The 26,531-nt window shown below is 72.0% G+C and carries 25 protein-coding genes; 7 read left to right on the forward strand and 18 right to left on the reverse strand.

Annotation, left to right across the window (positions count from 1 at the left end; genetic code table 11):
• Positions 1 to 22: 22 nt before the first annotated feature.
• The 3 genes from ACIRF9_RS06455 to ACIRF9_RS06465 are packed head-to-tail and all read right to left on the reverse strand — an operon-like array spanning position 23 to position 2,722.
• On the reverse strand, positions 23 to 709 hold the full coding sequence (locus tag ACIRF9_RS06455; protein WP_403817225.1) for a response regulator: 687 nt from the start codon (positions 707 to 709) through the stop codon (positions 23 to 25).
• Complete coding sequence (macS, locus tag ACIRF9_RS06460; protein ID WP_403817228.1) at positions 706 to 1,929, reverse strand: MacS family sensor histidine kinase; 1,224 nt, start codon at positions 1,927 to 1,929, stop codon at positions 706 to 708. Before macS ends, ACIRF9_RS06455 begins: the two co-directional genes overlap by 4 nt.
• Before the next feature lie 31 nt (positions 1,930 to 1,960).
• Positions 1,961 to 2,722, reverse strand: a complete 762-nt coding sequence (locus ACIRF9_RS06465) for a lysophospholipid acyltransferase family protein (protein ID WP_403817231.1) — start codon at positions 2,720 to 2,722, stop codon at positions 1,961 to 1,963.
• Between the two features lie 158 nt (positions 2,723 to 2,880).
• Between ACIRF9_RS06465 and ACIRF9_RS06470 the strand changes: the two genes are divergently transcribed.
• Positions 2,881 to 3,660 (forward strand): alpha/beta hydrolase, encoded by a 780-nt coding sequence (locus tag ACIRF9_RS06470; RefSeq protein ID WP_403817233.1) that lies wholly within the window; start codon positions 2,881 to 2,883, stop codon positions 3,658 to 3,660.
• The gene (locus ACIRF9_RS06475) at positions 3,653 to 4,297 is read left to right on the forward strand and encodes a hypothetical protein (protein ID WP_403817235.1); all 645 of its coding nucleotides are present in this window, start codon (positions 3,653 to 3,655) and stop codon (positions 4,295 to 4,297) included. The genes ACIRF9_RS06470 and ACIRF9_RS06475 overlap by 8 nt, the downstream gene beginning before the upstream one ends.
• 4 nt (positions 4,298 to 4,301) lie before the next feature.
• On the opposite strand, the gene ACIRF9_RS06480 is transcribed toward ACIRF9_RS06475, so the two are convergent.
• The 6 genes from ACIRF9_RS06480 to ACIRF9_RS06505 form a co-directional block, all read right to left on the reverse strand.
• Positions 4,302 to 5,048 carry an endonuclease/exonuclease/phosphatase family protein gene (locus ACIRF9_RS06480; protein ID WP_403817238.1) on the reverse strand — a complete coding sequence of 249 codons (747 nt, stop codon included), beginning with the start codon at positions 5,046 to 5,048 and terminating at the stop codon, positions 4,302 to 4,304.
• Positions 5,049 to 5,202: 154 nt separating this feature from the next.
• Positions 5,203 to 6,156, reverse strand: a complete 954-nt coding sequence (locus tag ACIRF9_RS06485) for an ROK family glucokinase (RefSeq protein WP_403817241.1) — start codon at positions 6,154 to 6,156, stop codon at positions 5,203 to 5,205.
• A gap of 114 nt (positions 6,157 to 6,270) precedes the next feature.
• Positions 6,271 to 6,777 (reverse strand): DUF5304 family protein, encoded by a 507-nt coding sequence (locus ACIRF9_RS06490; protein WP_403817244.1) that lies wholly within the window; start codon positions 6,775 to 6,777, stop codon positions 6,271 to 6,273.
• A gap of 122 nt (positions 6,778 to 6,899) precedes the next feature.
• Positions 6,900 to 8,066, reverse strand: a complete 1,167-nt coding sequence (locus ACIRF9_RS06495) for an ArsA family ATPase (RefSeq protein ID WP_403817247.1) — start codon at positions 8,064 to 8,066, stop codon at positions 6,900 to 6,902.
• 142 nt (positions 8,067 to 8,208) lie between these two features.
• Positions 8,209 to 8,649, reverse strand: a complete 441-nt coding sequence (locus ACIRF9_RS06500) for an SRPBCC family protein (RefSeq protein ID WP_403817250.1) — start codon at positions 8,647 to 8,649, stop codon at positions 8,209 to 8,211.
• Positions 8,650 to 8,751: 102 nt separating this feature from the next.
• A complete protein-coding gene (locus ACIRF9_RS06505; RefSeq protein ID WP_403817954.1) occupies positions 8,752 to 9,507 on the reverse strand; it encodes a metallophosphoesterase in 756 nt (251 codons plus the stop codon).
• 338 nt (positions 9,508 to 9,845) lie between these two features.
• Here ACIRF9_RS06505 and ACIRF9_RS06510 point away from each other — a divergent pair, with 338 nt between their 5' ends.
• Positions 9,846 to 11,642, forward strand: coding sequence for an AMP-dependent synthetase/ligase (locus ACIRF9_RS06510; protein ID WP_403817253.1), 1,797 nt, complete (start codon positions 9,846 to 9,848; stop codon positions 11,640 to 11,642).
• A 19-nt stretch (positions 11,643 to 11,661) separates the two neighbouring features.
• Here the strand turns inward: ACIRF9_RS06510 and ACIRF9_RS06515 are convergent, their stop codons facing one another.
• On the reverse strand, positions 11,662 to 13,242 hold the full coding sequence (locus tag ACIRF9_RS06515; protein ID WP_403817957.1) for a GMC oxidoreductase: 1,581 nt from the start codon (positions 13,240 to 13,242) through the stop codon (positions 11,662 to 11,664).
• 104 nt (positions 13,243 to 13,346) lie between these two features.
• Positions 13,347 to 14,489 (reverse strand): glycosyltransferase family 4 protein, encoded by a 1,143-nt coding sequence (locus tag ACIRF9_RS06520; RefSeq protein ID WP_403817256.1) that lies wholly within the window; start codon positions 14,487 to 14,489, stop codon positions 13,347 to 13,349.
• 122 nt (positions 14,490 to 14,611) lie between these two features.
• Between ACIRF9_RS06520 and ACIRF9_RS06525 the strand changes: the two genes are divergently transcribed.
• Positions 14,612 to 15,850 (forward strand): glycosyltransferase 87 family protein, encoded by a 1,239-nt coding sequence (locus ACIRF9_RS06525; protein ID WP_403817259.1) that lies wholly within the window; start codon positions 14,612 to 14,614, stop codon positions 15,848 to 15,850.
• Here the strand turns inward: ACIRF9_RS06525 and ACIRF9_RS06530 are convergent.
• Positions 15,808 to 17,133, reverse strand: coding sequence for an MATE family efflux transporter (locus tag ACIRF9_RS06530; RefSeq protein ID WP_403817262.1), 1,326 nt, complete (start codon positions 17,131 to 17,133; stop codon positions 15,808 to 15,810). The genes ACIRF9_RS06525 and ACIRF9_RS06530 overlap by 43 nt on opposite strands.
• An 87-nt stretch (positions 17,134 to 17,220) precedes the next feature.
• Here ACIRF9_RS06530 and ACIRF9_RS06535 point away from each other — a divergent pair, with 87 nt between their 5' ends.
• A complete protein-coding gene (locus ACIRF9_RS06535; RefSeq protein WP_403817265.1) occupies positions 17,221 to 17,751 on the forward strand; it encodes a PadR family transcriptional regulator in 531 nt (176 codons plus the stop codon).
• Here the strand turns inward: ACIRF9_RS06535 and ACIRF9_RS06540 are convergent.
• The 5 genes from ACIRF9_RS06540 to ACIRF9_RS06560 form a co-directional block, all read right to left on the reverse strand.
• Positions 17,739 to 18,944, reverse strand: coding sequence for a hypothetical protein (locus tag ACIRF9_RS06540; RefSeq protein WP_403817268.1), 1,206 nt, complete (start codon positions 18,942 to 18,944; stop codon positions 17,739 to 17,741). The genes ACIRF9_RS06535 and ACIRF9_RS06540 overlap by 13 nt on opposite strands.
• A gap of 39 nt (positions 18,945 to 18,983) precedes the next feature.
• Positions 18,984 to 20,006 carry an NlpC/P60 family protein gene (locus tag ACIRF9_RS06545; RefSeq protein ID WP_403817271.1) on the reverse strand — a complete coding sequence of 341 codons (1,023 nt, stop codon included), beginning with the start codon at positions 20,004 to 20,006 and terminating at the stop codon, positions 18,984 to 18,986.
• Positions 20,007 to 20,274: 268 nt separating this feature from the next.
• Complete coding sequence (locus tag ACIRF9_RS06550) at positions 20,275 to 21,315, reverse strand: NlpC/P60 family protein (protein ID WP_403817273.1); 1,041 nt, start codon at positions 21,313 to 21,315, stop codon at positions 20,275 to 20,277.
• Positions 21,316 to 21,527: 212 nt separating this feature from the next.
• Positions 21,528 to 22,871, reverse strand: a complete 1,344-nt coding sequence (locus ACIRF9_RS06555) for an NYN domain-containing protein (protein WP_403817276.1) — start codon at positions 22,869 to 22,871, stop codon at positions 21,528 to 21,530.
• A gap of 37 nt (positions 22,872 to 22,908) precedes the next feature.
• Positions 22,909 to 23,148: a hypothetical protein gene (locus ACIRF9_RS06560; protein WP_055541554.1), complete on the reverse strand. Its 240-nt coding sequence runs from the start codon at positions 23,146 to 23,148 to the stop codon at positions 22,909 to 22,911.
• A gap of 180 nt (positions 23,149 to 23,328) precedes the next feature.
• Here ACIRF9_RS06560 and ACIRF9_RS06565 point away from each other — a divergent pair, with 180 nt between their 5' ends.
• Both ACIRF9_RS06565 and ACIRF9_RS06570 read left to right on the forward strand, forming a co-directional pair.
• The gene (locus ACIRF9_RS06565) at positions 23,329 to 24,063 is read left to right on the forward strand and encodes a rhomboid family intramembrane serine protease (RefSeq protein WP_403817279.1); all 735 of its coding nucleotides are present in this window, start codon (positions 23,329 to 23,331) and stop codon (positions 24,061 to 24,063) included.
• Positions 24,060 to 24,341 (forward strand): Lrp/AsnC family transcriptional regulator, encoded by a 282-nt coding sequence (locus tag ACIRF9_RS06570; protein WP_089101146.1) that lies wholly within the window; start codon positions 24,060 to 24,062, stop codon positions 24,339 to 24,341. Before ACIRF9_RS06565 ends, ACIRF9_RS06570 begins: the two co-directional genes overlap by 4 nt.
• A 21-nt stretch (positions 24,342 to 24,362) precedes the next feature.
• Here ACIRF9_RS06570 and ACIRF9_RS06575 read toward each other — a convergent pair whose 3' ends face one another.
• Complete coding sequence (locus ACIRF9_RS06575) at positions 24,363 to 26,507, reverse strand: PQQ-binding-like beta-propeller repeat protein (protein WP_403817283.1); 2,145 nt, start codon at positions 26,505 to 26,507, stop codon at positions 24,363 to 24,365.
• Between the last annotated feature and the right edge of the window lie 24 nt (positions 26,508 to 26,531).

Here is a 26,531-nt window from a genome sequence, read left to right on the forward strand (position 1 = left end):
AAGAGTCAGTGTCGCGCGCCCGTCACTCGTCGTCGAGGCCGCGCTCTATCGCGTACCGCACCAGTTCCACCCTGTTGTGCAACTGGAGCTTGCCGAGGGTGTTCTGGACGTGGTTCTGGACCGTGCGGTGGGAGATGACGAGGCGTTCGGCGATCTGCTTGTAGCTCAGGCCCTTGGCGACCAGCCGCAGCACCTCCGTCTCCCGGTCGGTGAGACGGGGCGCGTCCGGCTCGTCGGGGCCGGACGCGGGTCCCGGGTCGGAGGCCAGGCGGCGGTACTCGCCGAGGACCAGTCCGGCGAGGCCGGGGGTGAACACCGGGTCGCCGACGGCCGTACGGCGCACCGCGTCCAGCAGTTCCTCCGTGGACGCCGACTTCAACAGGTAGCCGGTCGCACCGGACTTGACCGCCTCCAGCACATCGGCGTGCTCACCGCTCGCCGAGAGGACGAGGACGCGCAGCGCAGGGTTCGCGGCGACGACCTCCTTGCACACCTGCACCCCGGGCTTGGCCGGCAGGTTGAGGTCGAGGACGAGCACGTCCGGCGTCGTGGCCCTGGCGCGGCGCACGGCCTGCTCGCCGTCGCCCGCCGTGGCGACCACGTCGAAGCCGGACGCGGTCAGGTCGCGGGCGACCGCGTCGCGCCACATGGGGTGGTCGTCGACCACCATGACCTTGATGCCCTGCCCCGGTCCCTGCTCCTGGCTCATCGCCGTCCTGCCTTCCCCCGCTTCGAGTCCTGCTTCGGTACCGTCAGTTCGACCTCCGTGCCCTGCCCCGGAGGTGAGATCAGCTCGGCACGTCCGCCGAGGTCGCGCAGCCGGCCCCGGATCGACTGGGCGACCCCGAGCCGCCCCTCGCCCTCGGCCTGCGCCAGCCGCCCCTCCGGGATGCCGGGCCCGTCGTCCCGTACGGTGACGATCACCTCGTCGGGCTCGTCCTCGACCAGGATCCAGGCCCGGGCCTCCTCCCCGGCGTGCCGGCGCACGTTGTCCAGGGCGGCGCCCACGGCCGCGGCCAGTTCCCGCGCGGCGGCCGGCTCCAGCAACACCGGCGCACCCGGCTCGGCGAGGCTGACCCGGGCGGCGGCGTACGGCGCGAGCAGCGCGCGCAGATCGATCGGCCCGCCGCTCTCCTCGGGCTCGTCGACCAGCCGTACGACGGCCCCCTCGGCCAGGTCCTCCGACACCCGGGAGACCGGTACGAGCCCGCCGGAGACCAGGGTGCGCAGCGCGACCTCCTGCTCCCCCGCCAGCCGGCCCAGCTCGGCCGCCTCGCCGCCCATGACCGCGCCGCGCCGCTGCACCATGGCCAGCACCTGGAGCACGCTGTCGTGGATGTCCCGGGCGAGCCGCTCCCGTTCCCTCGTCGCGGCCTCGATCTCCAGGGCGCGGGCGAGGGTGCGTTCGGAGGCGCGGGCGACCTCGACGACGTAGCCGATGGCGATGGAGGCGACCCAGACGAGGATCACGTTGTGGACGGTGTCGCGGGCCGGGTGGCCGCGCTCGATCAGGTTGGCGACCGCGACGGGGGTGGAGGCGAACGCGGCCCAGCGCCAGCCGCCCTTGATGGCGAACGCGAGGACCGACCCGGCCGTCCATATCGAGGGCAGCGTGGGCCCGCCGTCCTGGATGTGCTGGTCGGTGACGACCAGCGGGGTGAGGACGATGCCGGTGAGCGCGACGGCGAGGTCGACCGCGAGGAAGCGCTTGGTGCAGGCCGCGGCGTTCTGCACCCGGGGCAGTGTGGCGAGCGTCCACCCGAACAGGACGACGTAGTAGGCGATGGCGATGCCGGGCCGGTCGTAGTACTCGTAGCCGGTGGCGAACAGGCCGACCGCGTACAGCATCGTCAGGACCCGGTAGCCGGTGAGCGCACGCCACAGCGGCAACTCGACCGACATTCTCATGACTCTCTCGCGCCTGGCCATCCGTTCCGTCCCCCCGCCCCCGGAGCGCTGCCTACTGCTCTTCTTTTTCCTTCTTGGCCTGGTCCTTCTCGGCCTGCGCGAGCGCCGCCTTCGCGGCCTTCTCCGCTTCCTTCCCGGCCTTCGCGGCTTCCGCGATCTGCCGCTTGGCGGCGGTCGCGTACATGTCCACGTACTCCTGGCCGGAGAGCTTCATGATCTCGTACATGACCTCGTCCGTCAGCGCCCGGAGGACGAACCGGTCGTGGTCCATGCCCTGGTAGCGGCTGAAGTCCAGCGGCCTGCCGATCCGGATGCCGGGCCGCATCAGCTTGGGCATCACCTTGCCGGGCGGCTGGATCTTCTCCGTGTCGATCATCGCGACCGGGATGACGGGCGCCCCGGTGGCGAGCGCCACGCGCGCGAGGCCGCCCGGCTTGCCCCGGTAGAGCCGGCCGTCGGGGGAGCGGGTGCCCTCCGGGTAGATCCCGAACAGCTCGCCGCGCTCCAGCACCTCTATGCCGCTCCTGATGGCGGCCTCACCGGCGCCGCGCGCGCCGGAGCGGTCCACCGGGAGCTGGCCGACGCCCTTGAAGAAGGCGGCCGTCAGCCGGCCCTTCACGCCGGGCGTGGTGAAGTACTCGGCCTTCGCGATGAACGTGACCTTGCGGTCCAGGACCGCGGGCAGGAAGAAGGAGTCCGAGAAGGACAGGTGATTGCTGGCCAGGATCGCGGGCCCCTCGGCGGGAATGTGCTCCAGCCCTTCCACCCAGGGCCTGAAGGTGACCTTCAGCGGTCCCCCCACAGCAACCTTCATCGCGCCGTACAACACCCGAGTGCCTCCTGTATGTGTCCTCAGACCTTAACCCGGAGCGGCGGCAAAGGCTCCGACGGCCCTGGTCGGTGTCAGTGCGGTCGCGTACCGTGAAGCACACGTCCCTCCCATGAAGAACAGACGAAGACAGGAGACCGAAGGTGCCGGTCCTTCCTGGAGCCGAGCCGTACCGCCATGAGGGCGGGGAGGTCGGGGTCCTCCTCTGCCACGGCTTCACCGGTTCCCCTCAGTCGCTGCGCCCTTGGGCCCGGTATCTGGCCGGCCAGGGCCTCACCGTCTCCCTGCCCCTGCTGCCGGGGCACGGCACGCGCTGGGAGGACATGGCCCTCACCGGCTGGCCCGACTGGTACGCGGAGGTGGACCGCGAGTTGCGCGCCCTGCGCGAGCGGTGCTCCCGGGTGTTCGTCGTCGGTCTGTCCATGGGCGGCGCCCTGGCGCTGCGGCTGGCCGCGAAGCACGGCGCGGGCGTCGAGGGCGTCGTCGTGGTCAACCCGGCGAACAAGGTGCACGGGCTGTCCGCGTACGCCCTTCCGGTGGCCCGCCATGTCGTGCGGTCGGTCAAGGGCATCACGAGCGACATAGCCAGGGAGGGCGTCGCGGAGGTCGGGTACGACCGGGTGCCGGTGCACGCGGCGCACTCCCTGCGGGTCTTCCTACGGCAGGTCGACGGAGAGCTTCCGCAGGTCACGCAGCCGCTGCTGCTTCTGCACAGCGTCCAGGACCATGTCGTCCCGGCGGCCGACTCGGCCCGGATCCTGAGCCGGGTGTCCTCCACGGACGTGACCGAGATCCTCCTGGAACAGAGCTACCACGTGGCAACGTTGGACCACGATGCGGACCGGATCTTCGAGGAGAGCTACGCGTTCATCGCCCGGATCGCGCCCAGTGTCGGCAAGGAAGGGACGGCCGTAGGTGGCTGAGCACGACTCCGACCGCGAGGACCGGGAGAACCGGGACGAGCGGGAGGGCCGGGACGAGCGGGAGGGCCGGGACGGCCTGGATGCCCGTCAGGGCCGGGAGCCGGAGGAGCAGAGTGTGCCTTTCGACGAGGAGGCCGCGTGGGCGGCGATCGTCGCGGGGTACGGCGCTGAGCCGCCGGACCCGCCGGGGGCCAAGCCGTTCAAGTCGATCGAGGACCTGGCACTCCTGGAATCCAAGACCAACGAGGACGAACCCCGCGACTCGGGTGAGGAGCAGGAGCCGAAACCGGCCAAGCCGCTGGGCAGCTCCGTCTCCTTCGCGCCCGGCGTCGGCCCGCGCGACTACACCGCGCCGGAGCCGGCCGAGGAGGACTTCGACGAGGACGACGAGGGCCACTTCGTCCCGCCGGAGCCGCCGCCGCTCCCGGCCGCCGACACCACCGCCAGGTTCGCCTGGCTCGGGGTGATCGGCGGGCCGGTGCTGCTGTTGCTGGCGGTGCTGCTGGGCTGGGACATGACGTGGTGGCTGACGACGGTGTGCGTCGGCGGCTTCCTCGGCGGCTTCGCCACCCTGGTGGTGCGGATGCGACCGGACGACGAGGACGACGAGGATCCCGGCCGGGGGGCCGTGGTCTGACGCTCTAGGCAGCGGGGATTCTGAGGGCGGCCAGGACCGGGAGATGGTCCGTGGCCGCCCTCAGGTCGTTCTCCGTGATGCCGGGGAGGCCGAGGGGGACACCGCAGCCGAGTACCTCCACGGCCTTCGTCGTGAAGAGGGCGTCGATACGGCGGTCCGGGGCGGAGGACGGGAAGGTGTGCTCGGTGCCCCAGGGGGCGGTGGTGCGGCAGTCCCGCAGGGTGGTGGACAGGCGGGCGAAGGTGCGTCCGCCGGGGCGTTCGTTGATGTCGCCGCCCGCGATGGCGTGTTCCACGCCCAGGCCGGCGAGGCGGTCGAGGAGCATGCCGCCCTGGTCGTAGCGCTCGTCCTTGTGGAGGCTGAGGTGACAGCTGATCACGCCGAGGCGGGCGCCGGCGAATCGTACGACCGCTGTGGCGAGGCCTCGGCGGTGCCGGCCGGGGGTGAGGGGAAGCAGGATGTCCTCCGTGCGTTCCACCGTGGCGCGGAGAGAGCAGAGGACGGCCGGGCCCGCCGCCGTGCCGCCGCCGGTGAGGATCACCTGGTCGGTGGCTGCGGCGAGGCGGGCGAGCTTCTTGCGCCAGCGGAAGAAGAGGGGAGCTTCCTGGAGGAGGACCAGGTCGGGGGCGCAGGCGGTGATGACTCGGGCGAGGGCGGCTGTGTCGTCGCGCATCGAGCGGATGTTGTAGCTCAGGACCCGGATGACGGCCGAACCGTCCGACTCGGTGCGAGAGTTGGGGAGCTGCGGCATGTGGATCAATTTACGCCCAATGGGTCGGGGCGCGGGGATTGTGCGCGACTGCCGGTTCGTCGTGGCTTGTCGCGCCCGCGCGGCGGAGCCGCATGTTTATACAGCCCCGCGCCCCTTGGGTGGGTGCAGTCGGCGTCCCCGAAAAAAGTGACCCCTACATGATCGGGTCGGGCTCTCTCGCCAGGTCCGCCGCTCCCACCAGGCCCGCCTTGTTGCCCAGCTGGGCCGCGATCACGTCGGCGACCGGGCGCCAGTTGCCGCCGACCAGCCAGCGCTTGTAGGACTTGCGGATCGGGTCGAGGACCAGTTCGCCCTCGTCGGAGAGGCCGCCGCCGACGATGAAGGCGGAGGGGTCGAAGAGGGAGGCGAGGTCGGCGAGGCCGGCGCCGGCCCAGCGGGCCAGCTCGCGGTAGGAGTCGACGGCGACCGGGTCGCCCTGGCGGGCGGCCATGGAGATGTGCTTGCCCTCGATGCCGTCGGGTGTGCCGTCGCCCAGGCCGAGGAGGATCTCCGCGTTCTCCGGGGTGGCGTTGGCGCGCTGCTTGGCGTATCTCACCAGCGCCCGCCCCGACGCGTACTGCTCCCAGCAGCCCTGCGAGCCGCAGCCGCACAGCAGGCCGTCCGGGACCATCCGGATGTGGCCGAACTCCGCGGCGACGCCGAAGTGGCCGCGGCGCAGCTTGTTGCCGATGATGATGCCGCCGCCGAGGCCGGTGCCCAGCGTGATGCAGATGACGTTGCGGTGGCCCTTGCCCGCGCCGAACTTGTACTCGCCCCACGCGGCGGCGTTGGCGTCGTTCTCGACGACGACCGGGAGGCCCACGCGGGCCTCGACCTTGTCCTTCAGCGGTTCCTGGCGCCAGTCGATGTTGGGGGCGAAGTAGACGGTGGAGCGCTGCCGGTTGACGTAACCGGCCGCACCGATGCCCACGCCGACGATCTCGTGGCCCGCGCGGGCGCCCTCCACTGCCGAGGCGATGGAGTCCACGATGGCCTCAGGCGTGGTGGGGGTCGGCACCTTGAAGGTCGAGAGGATGTTGCCTTCCTCGTCGACCACGCCGGCCGCGATCTTCGTGCCGCCGATGTCGACGCCGATGGTGAGTCCCATGAATCCCTCAGTTTCGGTCGAGCCCCGCTACGGCCAACGGTACCCGAGCCACTGCCGTCGGATTCCCGTCGTCCGCCCGGCGGACAGGGCCGGCGACGCCCTGAAGGCCCTCGGTCAGTCGAGGTCGATGCGCTGCCCCGGACCGGTGCCCTCGCCCCCGTCGCCGGAGTCGTCGTCGCGGGGGTCGTCCTTCAGATCGTGTCCACGGCTCGTCCAGCGCTGTTCCTGGTGCTGGACCGCGGAGCGGTAGGCGGCGAGCAGTTCGCCGCCGGCCGCCGCGAGGTGGTCGAAGACGTCGGGGTTGCGTTCGATGACCGGCTCGACGGCGGCCTTGGCCTGCTGGACGACCTGCCGCACCACCTGCTGGGCGGCACCGCCCGCGACCGCGCCGAGCAGCGGGGACTGGATGCCGGAGAGCTTGTCGGCGACGGCGTCGACGAGCTTGCGCAGTTCCTCGGCGGCCGTGCCCTCCGGCCGCCCCTGCTCGGTACGCCGGCGGGCCTTCTCCCGGGCCAGGTCCTCGGCGCAGGCGGTGGCCCAGGCGTCGGCGTCGGTCGCGCGGGGCTCCTCGGCGACGGCCTCGTCCCGGGCGGCGTCGGGCGTGGGGCTCTCTTCGCTCATGACGGACTCCTGATGGCTCCTGAGAACTCCGGTGAGCCGGCTGAGGCTCCTGGAAGCTCCTGAGGGACGACGTCTGATTACGGTTCGTCTCTCACGACGTTACCCGAACGGGGGTATGTCGTTCACCGTCCCTGCGGCCACAGACCGGGATCCGGCGCGAACCGGATGCGCAGCTCACCGTCGCGCAGGGCGGCGCCGTCGACGGTGCAGCGGCGCAGGGCCGAGGGCAGCGGGACGATACGACGGAAGGGTCCGGCGGCGAGGACGAGTTCGTCGCCGCGCCGGATGAGGTCCAGCTCGTCGCGTATGGCGCCGGGCAGCGGGAGGTGCCAGACGAGGACGCCGTCCTCGGCGAGCCGGTCGGTGACGGGCCACTCGACCGGGGAGGTCGCCGTGTTGACCCGGGGCACGGCGAGCGCCGCGAGGTCGTCGGCGCCCCGGGGGTCGTGACCGAGGTGAGCGACGGCCCGCGCCGTCTCTCCCCATTCCCCGAGGGCCTTGCGCTGCTGGGTGACCAGCCGGCCGAGCCACCCGTCGTCGGCGGCCGCCTCCGGCAGGACGCGGTTGGCGACGAGCGTCTCGACGGGCAGTGCGCGCAGGGCGAGGCCGAGGCGGGCGTCCCGGACGGCGTCCGCGCCGGCCGGGCCCGGTTCGGCGACGAGCCGTACGACGGTGTCGCGGTCGGCGAGGACCGCCTCCACGGCGGCCAGCTCCACGTCCCAGCGGGCGGTCGTCTCGTACAGCCACTCGGCGGGCATCGGCACCCCGGCGAGGCGGCCGAGGACGGGGCGCAGGGCGCGGGCGGCCTGGCGTTCCGGCGGGAGCAGGCGGCGCAGATAGCGGCGCAGCTCCTCGGGGAGGGCGAGCAGGGCGAGGGCCTCGGCGGTGGGCGGCAGGTCGACCACGAGCAGGTCGTGCGCCTCGGCGAGGGTGGCGTCCCGCAGCGCGCGCAGCAGGGTCAGCTCCTCTGCGCCAGGCAGCGGGGTGACCTCCTCGGGGTCGAGGCGGGCGGCACCGAGCAGGTCGAGGACGGTGGAGGCGCGCTCCTGGAAGCCGGCGAGGTCGTCGCGGAAGCCGGCGCCGGCGTCGGGGCGCCAGGCGGTGAGGTGCGGCGCGGCCTGCACCGGCTTCGCCCCGGTCCGCACCCCCAGCGCCGCACCGAGGGTGTCGGTGCGGTCGGCACTGAGGACGAGGGTGCGGGTGCCTCCGGCGGCTGCCTGGAGTGCGGTGGCGGCCGCGACTGTCGTACGGCCGCTGCCGCCGGGGCCGGTGATCAGGATCGTGCGCATGAGGGTGAACCGTACCGTTGGCAGGGGTGCAGGCGTGTCGAGCCGTGGCCCGGCGCTGAAGGCTGTGCCCACCCGTTCCTCCCCCAGTGCCTTAAGGGCCTGGGGGGACCCCCAGCGGAACGACTGCCCACAGCGCTTACTACTACGCTCCGGACTCCACGCGCTTCTTCAAACCAGCCAGTGCCCGGTCGATGATGACCTTCTCCGCCTTGCGCTTGATCATGCCGAGCATGGGGATCTTGACGTCGACGGTCAGCTGGTAGGTGACCTCGGTGGCGCCCGCGCCGGCCGGCTTCAGGATGTAGGAGCCGTCCAGCTGCCGCAGCATCTGGGACTTGACCAGCGTCCAGGACACCTCGTGCTCGCCGGTCCAGGTGTAGCCGAGGACCTGGTCGTCCTTGATCGCGCCCGCGTCCATGACGAGGCGGACCTGCTCGGCGCGGCCGTGCTCGTCCTCCTTGAGGACCTCGGCCTGCTTCACCTCGCCGGTCCAGTCCGGGTAGCGGGCGAAGTCCGCGATCACGGCCATGACGTCGGCCGGTGCCGCCTCGATCGTGATGCTCGAACTGGTGTGTTCCGCCATCGCCGTGACTCCTCCGGATGCGGGCCCGTAAAGGTACGTGTGTGCAGCGTGAAGGCTACCGTGCGGCCGACCGGCCGAGTTCACCCCCACCGCGCGGCGAGCTCACCACTCCAGCGCCCACGGCTTCCCGCTCCCCGCGAAGTGCCCGACGTTCACGCACTCGGTCGCGCCGATCCGCATCCGCGGGGCCAGCGGCTGGTGGACGTGTCCGAAGAGGGAATAGCGCGGGCGGGTCCGGTGGATGGCGTCCAGCAGGGCGCGGCTGCCCCGTTCGAAGCGGCGCGCGACGGTGTCGTAGACGAGCTCGGGCACCTCGGGCGGGATGTGGGTGCACAGCACGTCGACCTCGCCGACGGCCTCGATCTTCGCGGCGTACTCCTCGTCGCTGATCTCGTACGGCGTGCGCATCGGCGTGCGCAGGCCGCCGCCGACGAAGCCGAAGACGCGGCCGCCGATCTCCACCCGCTCGCCGTCCAGGACGGTCGTGCCCGGCCCGGCGTACTCGGGCCACAGCTGGGGGATGTCCACGTTTCCGTACGTGGCGTAGGTCGGTGTCGGGAACGCCGGGAACAACTCGGCGTACTGCTTGCGCACGGCCTGTTCGATCAGCGTGGCCCGGTCGCCGTCGATGCCGCCCCAGAGGCGGCGCCCGAGTTCGCGGGCCTCCTCGAAGCGGCGGGCGGTGCGCAGCTCGACGATCAGGTCCGCGTTCTCCACGCCGAACAGGTCGGGGAAGATCCCGCGGGAGTGGTCGGCGTAGTCGAGGAAGAGGACGAGGTCGCCCAGACAGATCAACGCGTCCGCGCCTTCTCCGGCCCGGGCCAGGTCACGGGCGTTGCCGTGCACGTCGCTGACCACATGGATGCGTGTCCTGCGGTTACCGGAGGGTGTGGATGCCATGTCGATCAAGGGTAGGCGTGTGCGGCATACGTGAACAGTGGCGACGGAAATAGCGGTTACTGGCCAGTCAGTAAAGGGGTGGACTACTGTGCGCGGGAAAGCACCAATCTGTGTGACGCAGCGAACATCTCGTCGGGACCCCCTGTCAAAGAAGCCATACCGGCGGGTAACGTCCGGGCAGTCCAGTCGTGCTCAGGATTTCAATCATTGAAGCCCTGAGCACCAGCCCGAGCCTTGGACCGCACCGTCGCAGCACACAACGTCGTGGCGCCGGCGCCCTATGAGGAGCAGCAGTCTTGCGCGAGTTCAGCCTTCCGGCTTTGTACGAGGTCCCTGCGGACGGCAATCTGACCGACATCGTCCGCAGAAACGCCGCGCAGCACCCTGACGTCGCCGTCATCGCCCGCAAGGTGGGAGGCGCCTGGCAGGACGTGACCGCCACGGCCTTCCTGGCCGAGGTGCGCGCCGCCGCCAAGGGGCTCATCGCCTCCGGGGTCCAGCCGGGCGACCGGGTCGGCCTGATGTCGCGCACCCGCTACGAGTGGACGCTGCTCGACTTCGCGATCTGGAGCGCCGGCGCGGTCACCGTGCCGGTGTACGAGACCAGCTCGCCGGAGCAGGTGCAGTGGATCCTCTCCGACTCGGGCGCGACCGCGATCGTCGTCGAGCTGGACAACCACGCCGCCGCCGTCGAGTCGGTGCGGGACACGCTGCCGGCGCTGAAGCACGTGTGGCAGATCGAGGCGGGGGGTCTCGAGGAGCTCGGGCGGCTCGGCCAGGACGTCTCCGACCAGGCCGTGGAGGAGCGCAGCTCGCTCGCCAAGGCCGACGACCCGGCGACCATCGTCTACACGTCCGGTACGACCGGCCGGCCCAAGGGCTGTGTGCTCACCCACCGCAGCTTCTTCGCCGAGTGCGGGAACGTCGTCGAGCGGCTGCGTCCGCTCTTCCGTACCGGCGAGTGCAGCGTGCTGCTCTTCCTCCCCCTCGCGCACGTCTTCGGCCGGCTGGTGCAGATCGCCCCGATGATGGCGCCGATCAAGCTGGGCACGGTCCCGGACATCAAGAACCTCACCGACGAGCTGGCCGCCTTCCGGCCGACGCTGATCCTGGGCGTGCCGCGGGTCTTCGAGAAGGTCTACAACTCGGCCCGGGCCAAGGCGCAGGCGGACGGCAAGGGCGCGATCTTCGACAAGGCGGCGGACACCGCGATCGCGTACAGCAAGGCGCTGGACACCCCGTCCGGCCCGTCGATCGGTCTGAAGATCAAGCACAAGGTGTTCGACCGCCTGGTCTACAGCAAGCTGCGCGCGGTGCTCGGCGGCCGGGGCGAGTACGCGATCTCCGGCGGCGCTCCGCTGGGTGAGCGCCTCGGTCACTTCTTCCGCGGCATCGGCTTCACGGTGCTGGAGGGCTACGGTCTGACCGAGTCCTGTGCGGCCACCGCGTTCAACCCCTGGGACCGGCAGAAGATCGGCACGGTCGGGCAGCCGCTGCCGGGCTCGGTGGTGCGGATCGCGGACGACGGCGAGGTGCTGCTGCACGGCGAGCACCTGTTCAAGGAGTACTGGAACAACCCGGGCGCGACGGCCGAGGCGCTGGCCGACGGCTGGTTCCACACCGGTGACATCGGCACCCTCGACGAGGACGGCTATCTGCGGATCACCGGCCGCAAGAAGGAGATCATCGTCACCGCGGGCGGCAAGAACGTCGCCCCGGCCGTGATCGAGGACCGGATCCGCGCGCACGCGCTGGTCGCGGAGTGCATGGTGGTGGGCGACGGGCGGCCGTTCGTGGGCGCGCTGGTCACCATCGACGAGGAGTTCCTGGGCCGTTGGGCCACCGATCACGGCAAGCCGGCGGGCTCCACCGCGGCGTCGCTGCGCCAGGACCCCGACCTGCTGGCCGCGATCCAGTCGGCGGTCGACGACGGCAACGCCGCGGTGTCGAAGGCGGAATCGGTGCGGAAGTTCCGCATTCTCTCCTCCCAGTTCACGGAGGACTCGGGCCATCTCACGCCGTCGCTGAAGCTCAAGCGCAACGTCGTGGCGAAGGACTTCGCGGGCGAGATCGAGGCGATCTACGCCAAGTAGCCCCCTTTCCGCACAAGCGTCATGGCGCGGCGTCCTCGGCGAGGACCCGCGCCATGGTGCGTTCGGCGAGCGCGGTGATGGTGACGAACGGGTTCACCCCGATGTTGCCGGGCACCAGCGAGCCGTCGGTGACGTACAGCTTCGAGTACCCCTTCACCCGGCCGTAGTTGTCGGTCGCCTTGCCCAGCACACAGCCGCCGAGCGGGTGGTACGTGAAGTCGTCGGCGAAGACCCTGCTGGGGGTGCCGAAGAGGTCGGAGCGGTAGATCGTGGAGTTCGCCGAGTTGATCCGGTCGAACAGTTTCTTCGCCATGCCGGAGGAGACCGAGCTCTGCGCGGCGCTCCAGTTGAGGCTCAGGGCGTTGTTGGCGTACGAGAACGTGGCGCGCTGCGGGTTCTTGGTGATCGCCAGATAGAGGCTGACCCAGTGTTCGAGTCCCGTCGGCAGCGGGGCGATCTCCGCGAAGACGGGGTTGGCGGTGTTGGCCCAGTCGTCGATGCCCATCACCGGCATGGTCGACTGGTTGGCTCCGACGGTGTCCCACAGGTGGTTGGCCCGTCCGAGCATCACGTTCCCGTTGGGCCCCCAGCCGGCCCCGACGCTCGCGTCCAGCGCCGGGAGCGTGCCCGACTGCCGTGCCCTGAGCAGCAGTTCGCTGGTGCCTAGGCTGCCGCCGCCGAGGAACAGGTAGGTGCAGCCGTACTGCTTGGTCTCGACGACCGCGCCGGTGTCGTCGATGCGGTCGGCGGTCAGCACCCAGGTGCCGTCGCTCGCCCTGCTGATCCCGCGGACCTTCTCCATGGTGTGGATGGTGACGTTCCCGGTGCCGAGCGCGGATGCCAGATAGGTCTTGTCGAGGCTCTTCTTGCCGTAGTTGTTGCCGTAGATGACCTCCTGGCCGAGGGCCGATTTGGTGGCGGTGCCGGCGGCTTCGCGCTGCATGTAGCCGAAGTCGTAGACGCTGGGCACGAAGGTGGTCTTCAGACCGGTGTTGGTGGCGTGCTTCCGCGAGACCCGGCTGAACTGGTACCACTCCGTCGACTCGAACCAGGCCGGGTCGATGGTGTTGACGCCGAGCATGGCGCGGGCGCGCGGGAAGTATGTGGTGTACATCTCCGTCACGTCCACCGTGGGGAACTGCTCGGCGAAGTAGGACTGCAGCGGGGTGACCGCCATCGAACCGTTGACCAGGGAACCCCCGCCGACCCCGCGGCCGACGAAGACGGACATGTTGTCGAAGTGCACCCGGTCCAGGACGCCGGGGTAGGGGTTGATGTCCTTGTTGACGACGTCCAGCCAGAGGAAGGAGGCGAGCGGCGCCTCGGTGCGGGTCTTGAACCACATGGAACGCGAATCGGGGCTGGCGGTGTTGCAGAAGACCTTTCCGTCGGCGCCGGCGGTGTTCCACAGCCGGCCCATCTCCAGGACGAGGGTGCGGATGCCGGCCTGACCGAGGCGGAGGGCGGCGACGGAGGCGCCGTAGCCGGAACCGACCACGATCGCGGGCGCGGACTCGACCGCTGCGGGCTCGTCCGCCTGGGCCGACTTGAGGCCCACGCGGGTGAAGCCGAGGGTGGCCGCCGTCTGGAGGGCGGCCATACCAAGGATCTGACGTCTCGTCAGCTGACGCTGCATCAGTTTGACTGTCATATGCGCAGCATCAGCCGAAAGCCGTCATTAGCCCAGAGAGCGGACGGAAAAGTCTAGAGCAATGTTCTGAGCCGCTCCGCGAGGAGATCCCAGCGCCATCGCTCCTCCACCCACTGCCGCCCCCGCTCCCCCATCCGGCGGCGCAGCTCGGCGTCCTGGAGCAGTACGACGATCCGCTCGGCGGCCTCGGCCGGGGAGCCGCCCCGGACGACCCAGCCGGTCTCCCCGTCGAGCACGGCGTCGGGCGCCCCGCCGGAGTCCCCGGCGACCACGGGCAGCCCGGTGGCGGACGCCTCCAGGTAGACGATCCCGAGCCCCTCGACGTCCAGACCGCCCCGCCGGGTCCGGCACGGCATCGCGAAGACGTCCCCGGCGCCGTAGTGCGCGGGCAGCTCCGACCAGGGCACCGCTCCCGTGAACCGCACCGAGTCCGCGACCCCGGTCTCCCGTGCCAGCCGCCGCAGGTCCTTCTCGTACGGCCCGCCCCCGACGATCAGCAGGACGGCGTCCGGCTCGGCGGCCAGGATCCGGGGCAGGGCGAGGATCAGCGTGTCCTGGCCCTTGCGCGGCACCAGCCGCGAGACGCACACGACCACCGGCCGGTCGGTCAGCCCGAGCCGCGCCCGCACCTCGTCGCCGCCCGAGCCGGGGTGGAAGGTCTTCTCGTCGACGCCCGGCGCCAGCTGCACCATCCGCCCGGCCGCCTCGGCGCTCAGCGCGGTCGCTATCCGCGAGCGCGTGTACTCGCCCAGGTAGGTGATCGTGTCGGTGGTCTCCCCGATCCGCCCGAGGAGCCGGCGGGCGGCGGGCAGCTGCGCCCATCCGGCCTCGTGCCCGTGGGTCGTCGCGACGAGCCGCTCGGCGCCGGCCTTCCGCAGCGCGGGCGCCATCAGCCCGAGCGGCGCGGCCGCCCCGAACCACACCGACGTGCAGCCGTGCTCCCGCAGCAGCCCGACGGCCCGCCGGGTCGCCCCGGGCGTCGGCAGCAGCATCGTCGTGGAGTCCCGTACGACGGTGAAGGGCTGTTCGGCGTCGAAGGCGGCCGTCGCCTCGACGCCCTCCCGGCTCCGCTTCCAGGTGGAGGCGTAGACGACGAGACCGTCGGGGTCCAGCCGGAGCGCCATGTTGTGCAGGAACGCCTGGATACCACCGGGGCGGGGCGGAAAGTCGTTCGTCACGATCAGGGTCTTGTGCATCGAGGCCGACCCTATCCAAACGCCACTCACAGCCGCGTGGGGCCGCGCTTCACAGCCGGCCGGGGGATCATGGGCTCCACGGACGGACAGGACCGGACAGAGACGGACAGGACGGACATCCGGTGGACATCACGGAGGCGAGACGGCCGCTCACCTGGCTGCTGGCGACCTGGGGCGTGACCCGGCTCGTCCTGCTGCTCTTCGTCTGCAAGGTCCTCGTCTTCCCGGGCCCGGACGTGACGACCGACGTGTCGTCCATCTACCAGGGCTGGTACGAGGTGCTGCGCACCGGCAGCTTCCCGCGGACCGACGTCACCTGGCAGTACCCGCCCGCCGCCGCCCTCGCGATCCTCTCCCCCGGTCTGCTCCCCTTCCTCGGCTACACGCAGGCCTTCTTCGTCCTCGCCTTCCTGGCCGACCTGGCCGTCCTCGTACTGCTCCTGAACGCGGGCCTGCGCCCCGGCCGCTCGCTGCGCGGCGCCTGGATGTGGGTGGCGGGCGTCCCGCTGCTCGGCCCGACGGTCTACTCCCGCTACGACGTGATGGTCACCGCGGTCGCCGTGGCCGCCCTGCTCGCGGGCGCCCGGCACCCCCGGGTGATGGGCGCGCTGACGGGCTTCGCCGCACTGCTGAAGGTCTGGCCGGTGCTGCTGCTGGCGGCCGCGGTGCGCCGCCGGGCGTGGGGTGCGGCGGCGGCGACGGTCGCCGCCCTGTCCGCCCTGTTCGCGTGGCTGATGCCCGGGGCGTTCGCCTTCCTCACCTTCCAGCGCGAGCGGGGCACCGAGGTGGAGTCGCTGGGTGCCCTCGTCTTCCATGTGGCCCGGCAGTTCGGCTGGCAGGGGCGGGTGCTGCTGAACTACGGCTCGGTGGAGTTCCTCGGCCCGTACGTCCCGCTGGTGAGCGACCTGGCCCTGGGCCTGACCGCGCTGGCCTTCGGCTGGCTGCTGCTGTGGCGGCTGGTGGCCAAGCGCTTCGCACCGCACACCCTCGCGGACGCCGCCCTCACGGCGGTGCTGCTGTTCACCGTCACCAGCCGGGTGATCAGCCCGCAGTACCTGGTGTGGCTGGTCGGCCTGGCCGCGGTCTGCCTGTGCTCGCGCGCGACCCGTATGACCCTCCCGGCCGTGCTGGTCCTGGCCGCGTCCTTCGTGACGGTGCTGGAGTTCCCGGTCCACTTCGCGGACGTCGTCAACAGCACCCCCCTCGGCGTGTCCCTCCTGTTCCTGCGCAACGGCCTGCTGCTGGCCGCCACGCTCTCCGCCGCCGTACGCCTGTGGCGCGCGACCGTCCCCGAGCCCGCCCCGGAGCTCGTCCCCGGTCAGACCGCCCGCGCCAACGAGACGGCCCCCGCCTCCTCCTGACGCCAGGTCCGCCGCACCACGACCGCCACCACCGCGCACTGCACGCCCATCGCGAGCGCCAGCGCCAGACACACCCCCGGCAGCCCCAGTCCCGACAGCGCGTACGCGAGCGGCAGCTGGACCGCCGTACCGAGCAGGGTCACCCGCAGCAGCACCGGCGCTCCCCCGCTGCCCTCGAAGACCCCGCCGAGCGCGATGAAACCGGCCATCAGCGGCAGGTACGGCCCGACGCAGCGCAGGAACAGCACGCCCTCGTGCGCCACGGCGGGCCCGGCGCCGAAGGCGGCCATGATCCAGGGGGCGGTGACGAGGAGAAGGAGGGCCGCGACGAGGCCGGCGCCCCCGGACACGACCACGGCCTGCCGACCGATCGCCCGCCGCTCCTGCCCGCCCCGCCCCCGGGTGTGCGCGGTGTGGATGGAGGCGGCCTGGCGCACGGCGTAGAAGGCCATGGTCGCCACGTACATGACCTTGTAGGCGATGGAGTACGCGGCCACCGCCGTCACCCCGAGCCGTGCCACCACGGCCACCAGCCCGAGCGCCCCGGCCTGCCGGACGGTGAAGTCGACGGACATGGGCAGACCGGTCGCGAGCGTCCGCCGCAGCGCGGTGCCGGTGGAGGCGGCGGGCGCGGCCCCGGCGGCCGAGCGCAGCAGGGCGTTGCGGCGCAGCGCGACCAGTCCGGCGCCGAGGGCCACGCAGCGGCACAGCACGGTGGAGGCCGCGGCGCCCCGGACGCCGTAGAGGTGGATGAGGAAGGGGTCGCAGACCAGGATCAGGCCATTGGCGAGGAGGGCGAGGCGCAGGGGGGTCCTGGTGTCGCCGGTGCCCTTGAGCATGCCGTCGACGAGGTTCTGCGCGAAGAAGACGGCCGTGCCCGGCATCGAGATCGCGAAGTAGGAGACCGCGAGCGGCAGTGCGGGGCCGCCGTCGCCGCCGAGGACGAGCCGGGACAGCGGCTCGCGCAGCAGGAACCCGCCGGCCGCGACGACCGGGGTGACGACCGCGCACAGCGCCCAGCCGCCGCGTACGGCCGCCCGCACGGCCCCCGGGTCCCGGGCACCCCGGGCATGCGCGACCAGCACGGTCGTCCCCGAGGCGAAGACCAGGGCGACGCCGAGCAGCACGTTCTCGGTGTTGGTGGCGACCGCGACCGCGGCGACCGCGGGGCCGCCCAGCCGGGAGACCCAGACGGTGTTGATGATCCCGGCGGCCACGGAGGCGAGGAGCGAGAAGTAGACGGGGTGGGCGAGCGAGACGAGTTGCTTGCGGTGAGCGTTCATGCCGGAGTCCCCCCGATCGGGCTATCTCGATTCGAGGTAGCTCGAAAAGAGGTAGCATGGTCGCGTCACCCACCGCAAGGGAGCACCATGCTGGAGCTGTCGATCCTCGGCTTCCTCGCCGAAGAGCCGCTGCACGGCTACGAGCTGAAGGAGCGCATCACAGCGCTGAGCGGCCATGTGCGGCCCGTCAGCGACGGCGCGCTCTACCCGGCGATCACCCGGCTCGTCACCGCCGGCAAGCTCGACCAGCACACCGAGGACGGGGCGAGCGCGGCCCCGCGCCGGGTGCTGACCCTCACCGCGCCGGGCCGCGAGGACCTGCTGGAACGGCTTCGGCACCCCCGGCAGGTCGAGATCACCGACCAGGTCAGGTTCAACACGGTCCTGGCGTTCCTGCGGCACCTGCCCGACCGCCAGGAGCAGGCGGCCGTCCTGCGCCGCCGGCTGGACTTCCTTCAGACGCCCACGAGCTTCTTCTACGACGCGGGCAGGCCCGTACGGGCGGAGGAGACCGAGGACCTGTTCCGGGAGGGCATGCTGCGCGTGGCGCGGGCGACGGGGGCGGCCGAGCGCGCATGGCTGGCCGAGGCCGTCGAGCGGCTGACTCAGGCGAGCTGATCCCGCAGATAAGTCCGCCAGTGCGCGGTGAACTCCGGCAGGGACGTGCCCAGCACGCTCTTCAGCGCCCCCTCGACCGCGCCCGTCCGCTTCTCGTGCGCGCCCACGGCCCGGTAGAAGGCGTCCAGCTTCACCTCGCCCCACCGGTCGGCGATCATCCGGCAGGCCAGCCAGCCGCCCTCGTACGCCCGGGCCAGCCGGGCCGCGTCGCCGGAGAAGCCGAAGTCGGCGTCGGTGGGCAGCCCGGCCGGGACACGGCCCTCGGTCACGGCGTTCTGCAGCTCCGGCGCGACCTGTCGCGGGGTGCGTCCCGTCTCCCGGTAGCCGACCCAGTCGGCGTACCCCTCGGACAGCCACAGCGGGGTGGCGGCGTTGGTATGGGCGCGGGTGGCCACATGGGTGGTCTCGTGGGTGAGGACGACCTGCCGGCCGACCGTGCCGAGCAGGGCGTACGCGTCCGGGTTGACGACCACCCGGTCGGCGGGCGTGCGCGTCCCGCCGCCGGTCTCGCCGGTGGTGACCGCGGCGATGCCCCGGTAGGAGGAGGCGGGCGAACCGAGCAGCCCCGCCATCCCGTCCAGCGACTTCGGTACGAGGACGACGACATGCCCCGCCCAGTCCGTGCCCCAGGCCGCCGACACCGCCGGGACCGCGCCGTCGGCGAGGTCGGCGAAGGCACGGAGCCGCGCGGCGGGCTGCCCCGCGCCGAGCACGAGACTGTGCTCACCGCGCACGACGGTCACCACACCCTGGTCCCACAGCTGCTCGCCCGCCTTCTTCGCGGGCTCCTCGGAGGTCACCCCCCACCGCCCGGCGGCGTCCCGGGCCAGCCGCAGGGTGCGGCCCACGGTCACCGGGGCCCTGTCGTAGCCCCGGATGCGGTAGCTCAGCTCGGCGTCGGCGGTCACCGTGTCGCCGTCCCGGCGCACGGCGGTCACCCTGTACGACCAGGCCGCCAGCGGCAGGGCCCGCACGTCGGCGTAGCCCTCGCTGGTGCCGGTGGCCGCGTAGGCACCGGCGTCGTGGTGCAGGACGGCCGCCGCCCGCCGGTCCAGCACCCGCTGGACGTCGGCCTTCGCGGTGCCGGTCGTCGGCCGCCCGCCGCAGCCGACGAGGGAGAGTCCGGCCAGGAGGACGAGCACCAGACAGAGACCCGGGACCCCGGATCCGCGCACCCGCCCACGACCAGCCATCCTCCCGATCGTACGGTGGCCCGCACGCGAGGACTCCCGTCAGGGCCTGGTCACCGAGGAGACCGGCATCATCCCGACCGGGTCGTAGCGCACCGGCGCGCCCGGGTAGGGGGCGTGGATGACCTGGCCGTTGCCGGCGTACATGCCGACATGGCTGGCGTCGGAGCGGTAGGTGACGATGTCGCCGGGCTGCGCCTGGGAGAGCGGGACGCGGCGGCCGGCGTGCGCCTGGGCCTGCGAGGTGCGCGGCAGGGAGACCCCGGCCTGCGCGTACGACCACTGCATCAGGCCCGAACAGTCGAAGCCGGAGGGGCCGTTGGCGCCCCAGACGTACGGCCGGCCGAGCGCGGAGCGGGCGGCCGAGAGGGCGGCGGCCGCCCGGCCGGAGGCGGGGACGGCGGCGCCGAGGCCGGGCATGTCGAAGCGGCCGGAGCGGGACGCCCGGTCGTAGGCGGCGCGCTCGGCGGACGGCAGGGCGTTGAGGAGCTGCCGCGCCCTGGCCAGCTTCTGCTCGACGGCCCGCTTGTGGCCGGCGACGGCCTTGCGGCTCTTCTCCAGTTCGGCGAGCTTGTGGGCGGCCTCGGTGCGCTCCTGGGCCAGCTCGCGCAGCGCCTCCTGGAGTTCCCTGAGCTCGCCGGCCTGGTGCGCGGTGATCCGGTCGAGGACGGACGCCTTGTCGAGGTACTCCTCCGGGTCGTCGGAGAACAGCAGCGCCAGCGACGGATCGAGGCCGCCGGAGCGGTACTGGGCGCCGGCCAGCGAACCGAGCTGCTCGCGCAGGTCATTGATGTGCCCCTGCTGCCGCGCGATCCGGTCCTGCGCGTCGCCCACCTCCCGGCGCAGGCTGCCGGCGCGCTCGCCGGCCTCGTTGAAGGCCTCGGTGGCCTTCTCGGCCTCCTCGTAGAGACGGTCCACCTCGGCACGGGTGTCGTCGTGCGGCGCGGCCGAAGCCGGTACGGCGGTCAGGGCGCCGAGCGCGGCGGCCGCGGCGGACAGCACGCCCAGGGCGCTGGTGGCGCCCCGGTCGAACCCGGACGGTGCAAGGCGGCGATGGGACCCCACGGGAAGCCGCGCTCCTTCCACTGGCGGACGAAACGCGGCAGACAGTAGCCCCGTGTCAGGGGGGTGGCCAAAGACCTCGGCGGCCACACACAGTGACGCCCCGCCGCTGACGCAGGTCACCGGCGGGGCGTGGGGTCACTTCGGGTGGTCGCAATTCGCCCGTTCGGGCGGCACCGTGTCCTGATCTTGGAACGGACCCGCGGGGGTGACGGACCCCCGGGGAGCGTCCTGGACGCGGACGGGTCCTGGACGCGGACGGGGACGGGTCCTAGACGCGGACGCCGAACATGAACGGGCCGCCGATCGTGCTCATCGACTCGTAGCGGACGACGGTGCCGGTGCGCGGCGCGTGGATGATCTGGCCGTTGCCCGCGTAGAGGCCGACGTGGTGCAGGTCGTTGAAGAAGAAGACCAGGTCGCCGACCTTGAGGTCGCTGGTGGAGTAGATGCGCGTCCCGGCGTTGGCCTGCGACTGCGAGGTCCGCGGTATGGAGACGCCGGCCTGGGCGTAGGCCCAGGAGGTCAGACCCGAGCAGTCGAAGGAGGAGGGGCCGGAGGCGCCGTAGACGTACGGCGAGCCGAGCTTGGACTGGGCCGCGGAGAACGCGGCGGCGGCGCGGCTGGAGGCGGAGCCCGTGTCCCCGAGGTCGACCCGCTCGGCGGAGGAGCGGCTGGCGCGGGCCTCGTCGGCCGCCAGCTCGGCCCGCTCCGCCGCCGTCAGGGAGTTGAGGAGCTTCTGCGCCGCGGCGAGCTTGCTCTGGACGACCTTCTTCTGCTTGGCCAGTTCGGTGCGGGTGGCCGAGAGGTCCTTGAGCTTGGCGGAGGCCTCGGAGCGCTCCTGCGCGAGCTCGCGCTGCTTCTCCTGGATCTTCTTCAGTGCCTCGACCTGCTGGGCGCTGAGCTGGTCGGCGGTGGACGCCTTGTCCAGGTAGTCGTCCGGGTTCGAGGACAGGAAGAGCTGGAGGGAGGAGTCGATGCTGCCCGTGCGGTACTGGGCGGCGGCCGCCAGGCCCATGGAGTCGCGCAGCTCGTTGAGCTCCTCCTGGCCGCGGGCGACGTTGTCCTGGATGGTGGAGATCTCCTTCTGGAGCTTCTCCTGCTTCTCCTCGGCCCCGTTCAGCTTCTCGGTGGCCTGCTCCTGCTCCTCGTAGAGCTTGTCGACCTTGGCCTTGACCTCACTCTTGCTGAGCTTCTCGCTCGGGGCCGCGTTGGCGGCCTGGGAGCTCAGAGCGACGGCAGCGGCGGCTGCGGTGGTCAGCACGGTCACGCGTGTGCGACTCGGCTGCTTCGGTCGACGATGGGACGCCACGGAGACGGGCTCCTTCTTTTGAGTGATCACCCGTGTGGAGGTTCGAGCACCAGACCTTAGTGACCTCGCTGTGATCAGTTCAAATCCCCAGCCACAAAAATCGCGCTACGCAACGCAGTTTTTTCATATAACTCACGTGCAGTGATGCGTGATTGACTTTACGTTGCGTGACGATCCCGCCAATTCGGGCATTAAACCTGCAACTTCGACCTTCAGGACAGCCGCTTCAGAAGTACCGCGGAAGCCACGGGCCGGGCACCCGCTTTCGCGACCCCGTCGGCGACCTCGCGGTCGGTCGAGGCGACGATGACCGGCCGCCCCGGCGGCTCGGCGCGCACCAGCTGGCGGATCAGCTCGTCGGCCGTGACACCCGGCTTCGAGAACAGCACCCGCACCCCGCGCGGCGGCGCGAGCAGCACCGGAGCGGCCAGTTCGGCCCCGTCGAAGACACAGGTGACCTCGGCGCCGGTCTGCGCGGCGAGCGCCGAGAGCTGCCCGAGCAGCCGCAGCCGCTGCTTCTCCAACGGCATCTGCGGATAACCGGTCTTGGTGACGTTGTAGCCGTCGACGACGAGATGCGCCTGGGGCAGGGCGAGCAACTGGTCGAGAATGGCCGGATCGTGCTCCGACAGGGCGCGTGCGGCGATGTCCTTCGGGGTCATTCGTCCCGGTTCGACCGCATCGACCGTCTCCGCAGGCCGCACGGACACCGGGGGCAACGCCAGTTCGCGCCGCAGCCCTTGGGCCGCGTCGAGCACGGTGTCCAGCAGCAGCCGTACGCGCATGTCCTCGACGCTGCGCCCCTCGCGGGCCGCCCGCCGGGTGGCCTCCAGGGCGGCCTCGGTCTCCCCGAGGCGCGCCTTCAGTCGCCGGGTCTCGCTCTCGGCGGCGGACACCTGGGCCTGCCCGTCGGTGCGTACGGCCTCGATCTCGCCCTGCATCTTGCGCAGCGCCGCCTCGCCGCGCTTGACGTCGCTGAGGGCCGAACGCAGCTTGCGGTGAAGCGATTCCGCTTCCTTCTTCGCGGCGTCCAGCTCGCCGCGCAGCCGCTCGGTGTCCGCGCGGGTCTGCTCGCGCGCCTGCGCGAGCTCCTCGCGAAGCCGCTCCAGTTCGGCCCGGCTCTCCTCGTCGGCCCGCTCGGCGTCCGCCCGCTGGGCCTCCTCGCCGGCCGCGGTCACCAGCTTCACCCAGCCGGTGGGCCGCAGCACATAGGCCGCGGCCGCCACGTCGAGCGGGTCCGCGGCCGGGGTCGGCGAGCCGGAGTCGAGAGCGCCGGAGATCTCCGGCTGGGCCTCTCTGAACTTCTCGGCGATGCGCTGCCGGAACAGCGGATCGGTCTCCAGCGCGGCCGCCATCGCGTTGCCCGCGAACTTCGCCCGGCGGTTCGGGGCGAACCGGGCGTACTGCCGCAACTGTGCGGGAAGTTCGCCGACGGTCAGGCCGCCGAAGCCGTCGGAGACGATCTGCACGACCCGGCGGCGCACACCGTCGGGCAGCGGACGGTCGAGCACCTCAGCGGCGCCGTCGCCCGGCCCCCCGCCTGCGCTCTCCACCATCCGTCACACCCCAATACCTGTGCGGGGCCGGCTCCTGTCAGGAGCCGGCGCCGGGCCGATCCACGAGTTCCACCTGGTCCACTGCGTTGCACCAGCGGCACCGCACCGACTCGATGGTCTCACTGACCACCTCGCGCTCCTCCACCTTCGGTTCTCCGGCAAGGTCGAGGTGGACGTACTCGACGACCTTCGACGAGCGCGTCACGTCGAACCGGGTGAGGTTGCCGCAGAGGGTGCAGCGCCACCGCGTGGTCGCGGTCGGCAGGGGAACCGTCATCGTGACTGTCCGCTTCCTTCTAGTGTCGGTCTTCCACTCGGGTCGCGCCGGAGGCTCCCCGCTGTGCATGGCTCGTAACCCTACGGCCTGGCGGGTACTCGCCGCCCATCCGTCCCACCGCCCGATCCGGCGGCGAGGCGATCTGTGCGGGTGCGTCCCGTTACGCCATGCTCTGTGTTCATGATCGGCAACTGGAGCGGGACCGTCCGCAGAGCCCTCCGCAGCCCCTCGGCGCCGGTGACGTACGGACTGATCGCGCTGTGCTGTCTGATCTTCGCGATCGGCCCGGCCTCGGGCCTCAATCCGTCGTACGGCTCCGGCGACGAGCTGGTGGCGGCGCAGCGGGCCTATTTCCGCCGCTGGGGCGTGGTCCCGGCGGAACTCTTCGACGGCTCCGCGCGCGCCGCGCTGACCCCCGCCACGGCCCTGTTCGTCCACGGCAGCTGGGTGCACCTCCTGGGCAACATGCTCTTCCTCTACGTCTTCGGGGCGATGACCGAGGACCGGATGGGCCGCATGCAGTTCACCCTCTTCTACGTCGGCTGCGGCTATCTGGCCCTGGTGGGGTACGCGGCCGCCCACGCCGGGTCCTCGCATTCGCTGGTGGGGGCCTCCGGGGCGATCTCGGCGGTCCTCGGCGCGTTCCTCCACCTGTTCCCCCGGGCCCGGGTGACCAGTCTCCTGCCGTTCCTGTTCTTCCTGCCGCTGCGTTTCCCGGCGTGGGTCGTGCTGCCGTTCTGGGCGGCGCTGCAGTGGGTGGCCGCGGGGCAGGCCGACCAGGGGCCCGGGGTGGCGTATCTGGCGCACCTGGTGGGCTTCGGTCTCGGCTTCTGTTACGCGTGGGCCCGTTTTCGTCCTACGACTAGAGTGAGGGCCGCCCCAGCAACGGCCCCCGAGGGAGAGAACCAGCCGTGATCACCGCGATCGTCCTCATCAAGACCAGCGTGGACCGGATCCCCGAGATCGCGGAGCGGATCGCCGCGCTGGACTCCGTCAGCGAGGTCTTCTCCGTCACGGGCACCTACGACCTGATCGCCATGGTGCGGGTGAAGCAGCACGAGGACCTCGCGGAGGTCATCCCCGGCAGCATCAGCAAGATCCCGGGCGTGGAGGCGACCGACACCCACGTCGCGTTCCGCACCTACTCCCAGCACGACCTCGAGGCGGCGTTCGCCATCGGGCTCGACAGCTAGCAGCCCAGGACGCGCCCGGGGCTACAGGGCGAGGGCGGTGATGCCGTCGGCGGTGGCCGAGTAGATCCGGTTGTCATGGACGACCGGGCTCTGGGTGCCGAGGGACGCCCCGCCCTCGGCCCGCTTCTGCCAGGTGCGCTCGCCCCGGCGGTCCACGCCGTAGAGCATCGAGCCCTGGCGCAGGTAGACGGTGTCGCCCGAGACCGTGGGATCGCTGTACTGGCTGCCCTCGCCGCCGGGCAGGAAGGTCCACGCCGTCGATCCGTCGGCGGGATCCAGGGCCACGAGCTGGTAGTCGCTCGCGGTGACGGCGAGGCCGCCGAAGGCCACCCAGGTGAGGTAGCGGCTGCCGCCCAGCTCGTCGTCGCGCCGGTTCCACAGCGACTTGCCGCTCAGGCCGATGCCGTGCAGCGGCTGCTCGCCGCCCGAGCCGACCACCAGCGTCTTCCCGACCGGCGTCGGCCGCCCGGTGTCCAGGCCCACGCGCGCGGTCCACAGCCGCTTCCCGCTCGCCGCGTCCAGGGCCCATGCCTCGTCCCCGAACGTGCCGACGTACACCACACCGTCCGCCACCAGGGGCTCGCTGGTCGGCGCCGCCCCGGTGGACGTGGTCCACCGCACGCTGCCGTCCGGGGCGAAGGCCCGCACACCGCCCGCGTCCGAGGTCCCGCCGTACGACACCAGCACCAGCCGTCCCGAGGCCACCGGGACCTGGCTGTTCGCCGCGGCGAACGACCGGGTCCAGCGGACCTTCCCGGTGTGGCTGAGCGCGCAGAGTTTCGAGGCGCCCTCCTGCCCGTCGAACAGCAGGCAGTACACGCCGTCGGCGGTGGCGAGCGGGGACATGACCTCCCCGCCCAGAGCCGTCTGCCATACCTTCAGCCCGTTCAGGCCCACGGCGTGCAGCGAGCCGTCCTTGCCGCCGACGTACAGGCGCTTCCCGTCGGGCGACAGCGCGGCACAGGGCCCCCGCTTCCCGCCGAGCCCGTCGACCTTGTACTGCCAGCCCACTCGGGGCGCGTCCGGTGTGCCCGAGGAGGAGGCGCCGGCCGTGGCCCGGCGGGTGCCGTCCGACGCGTCCCGCAGCAGCAGCCGGCCGCCGAGGCCCCCGGCCGCCACCACCGCCGCGCCGCCGGCCAGGGCTCCCAGCAGCCGTCGCCGCGAGGGTGCCCGCGGTGCGGGCTCCGCGGCCTGCGGCACGTCGGTGACGGTCATGGGCGCCACGTACTCCACCCGGCTCTCCCGCTCTCCCGAGCCGTGTTCCGGGATCCAGCGCTCACCGCCGTCCGAGGCCGCGGGCCGCCGCGGGGCGCCGGGTGTGTACCACCCGGCCCGCAGGCCTTCGCGCAGGGAGCGCGCGGTGTGCCCGGTGGCCGCGACCACGTCCGCGGGCGTCGGCCGTGCGCCGGGGTCGTCCCGCAGACATGACTCCACCAGCGGCAGATCCGCCTTCGGTACGGCGGACAGATCGACGTCCCCGGTCAGAATCCGCAACAGGACAACCGAATCCTGTCCCTCGCCGAACGGTTCCCGTCCGCCGGCGGCATACGCGAGGACCGCGCCCAGCGAGAAGACGTCACAGGCCGGCCCCACCCGGGCGCCGTTGCGGATCTGCTCCGGCGAGACATAGCCGACCGAGCCGACGACCACCCCGGTCCGGGTCAGCGCCGTCCCTTCCAGGGCCCGGACGATCCCGAAGTCGATGACCCGGGGACCGTCGGAGGCGAGCAGGATGTTGGAGGGCTTGAGATCCCGGTGCACCAGCCCCTTGGCGTGGATCGCGGCCAGCGCCTCGCCCAGCGCGGCCGCGAGGAGCCGTACCGCGTCCCCCGGCAGGGGCCCGCCGTCGAGCACCGCGTCCCGCAGGTTCGGCCCGGCCACGAACTCGGTGGCCATCCACGGCCGTTCGGCCTCGGTGTCCGCGTCCACGACCCGCGCGGTGTACGTGCCCGCCCCTCCGACGCTCTGCGCGGCCCGCACCTCGTGCCGGAACCGCGCGCGGAAGGTGCGGTCCTCCGCGTGTTCGGCCCGCACCACCTTCACGGCCAGCCGCGGCCCGCCCCGCGCCTCGGCGAAGTACACCTCCCCCATGCCGCCGGATCCGAGTCTGCCCAGGACCCGGTAGGGACCGATGGTCCGAGGATCCGTCTCGCGCAGCTCCTGCACCCCGTGCTCCCCCTGCCCTCCGTA

The sequence above is a fragment of the Streptomyces sp. NPDC096132 genome, assembly GCF_044763345.1.
In the GTDB taxonomy this organism is placed as follows: domain Bacteria; phylum Actinomycetota; class Actinomycetes; order Streptomycetales; family Streptomycetaceae; genus Streptomyces.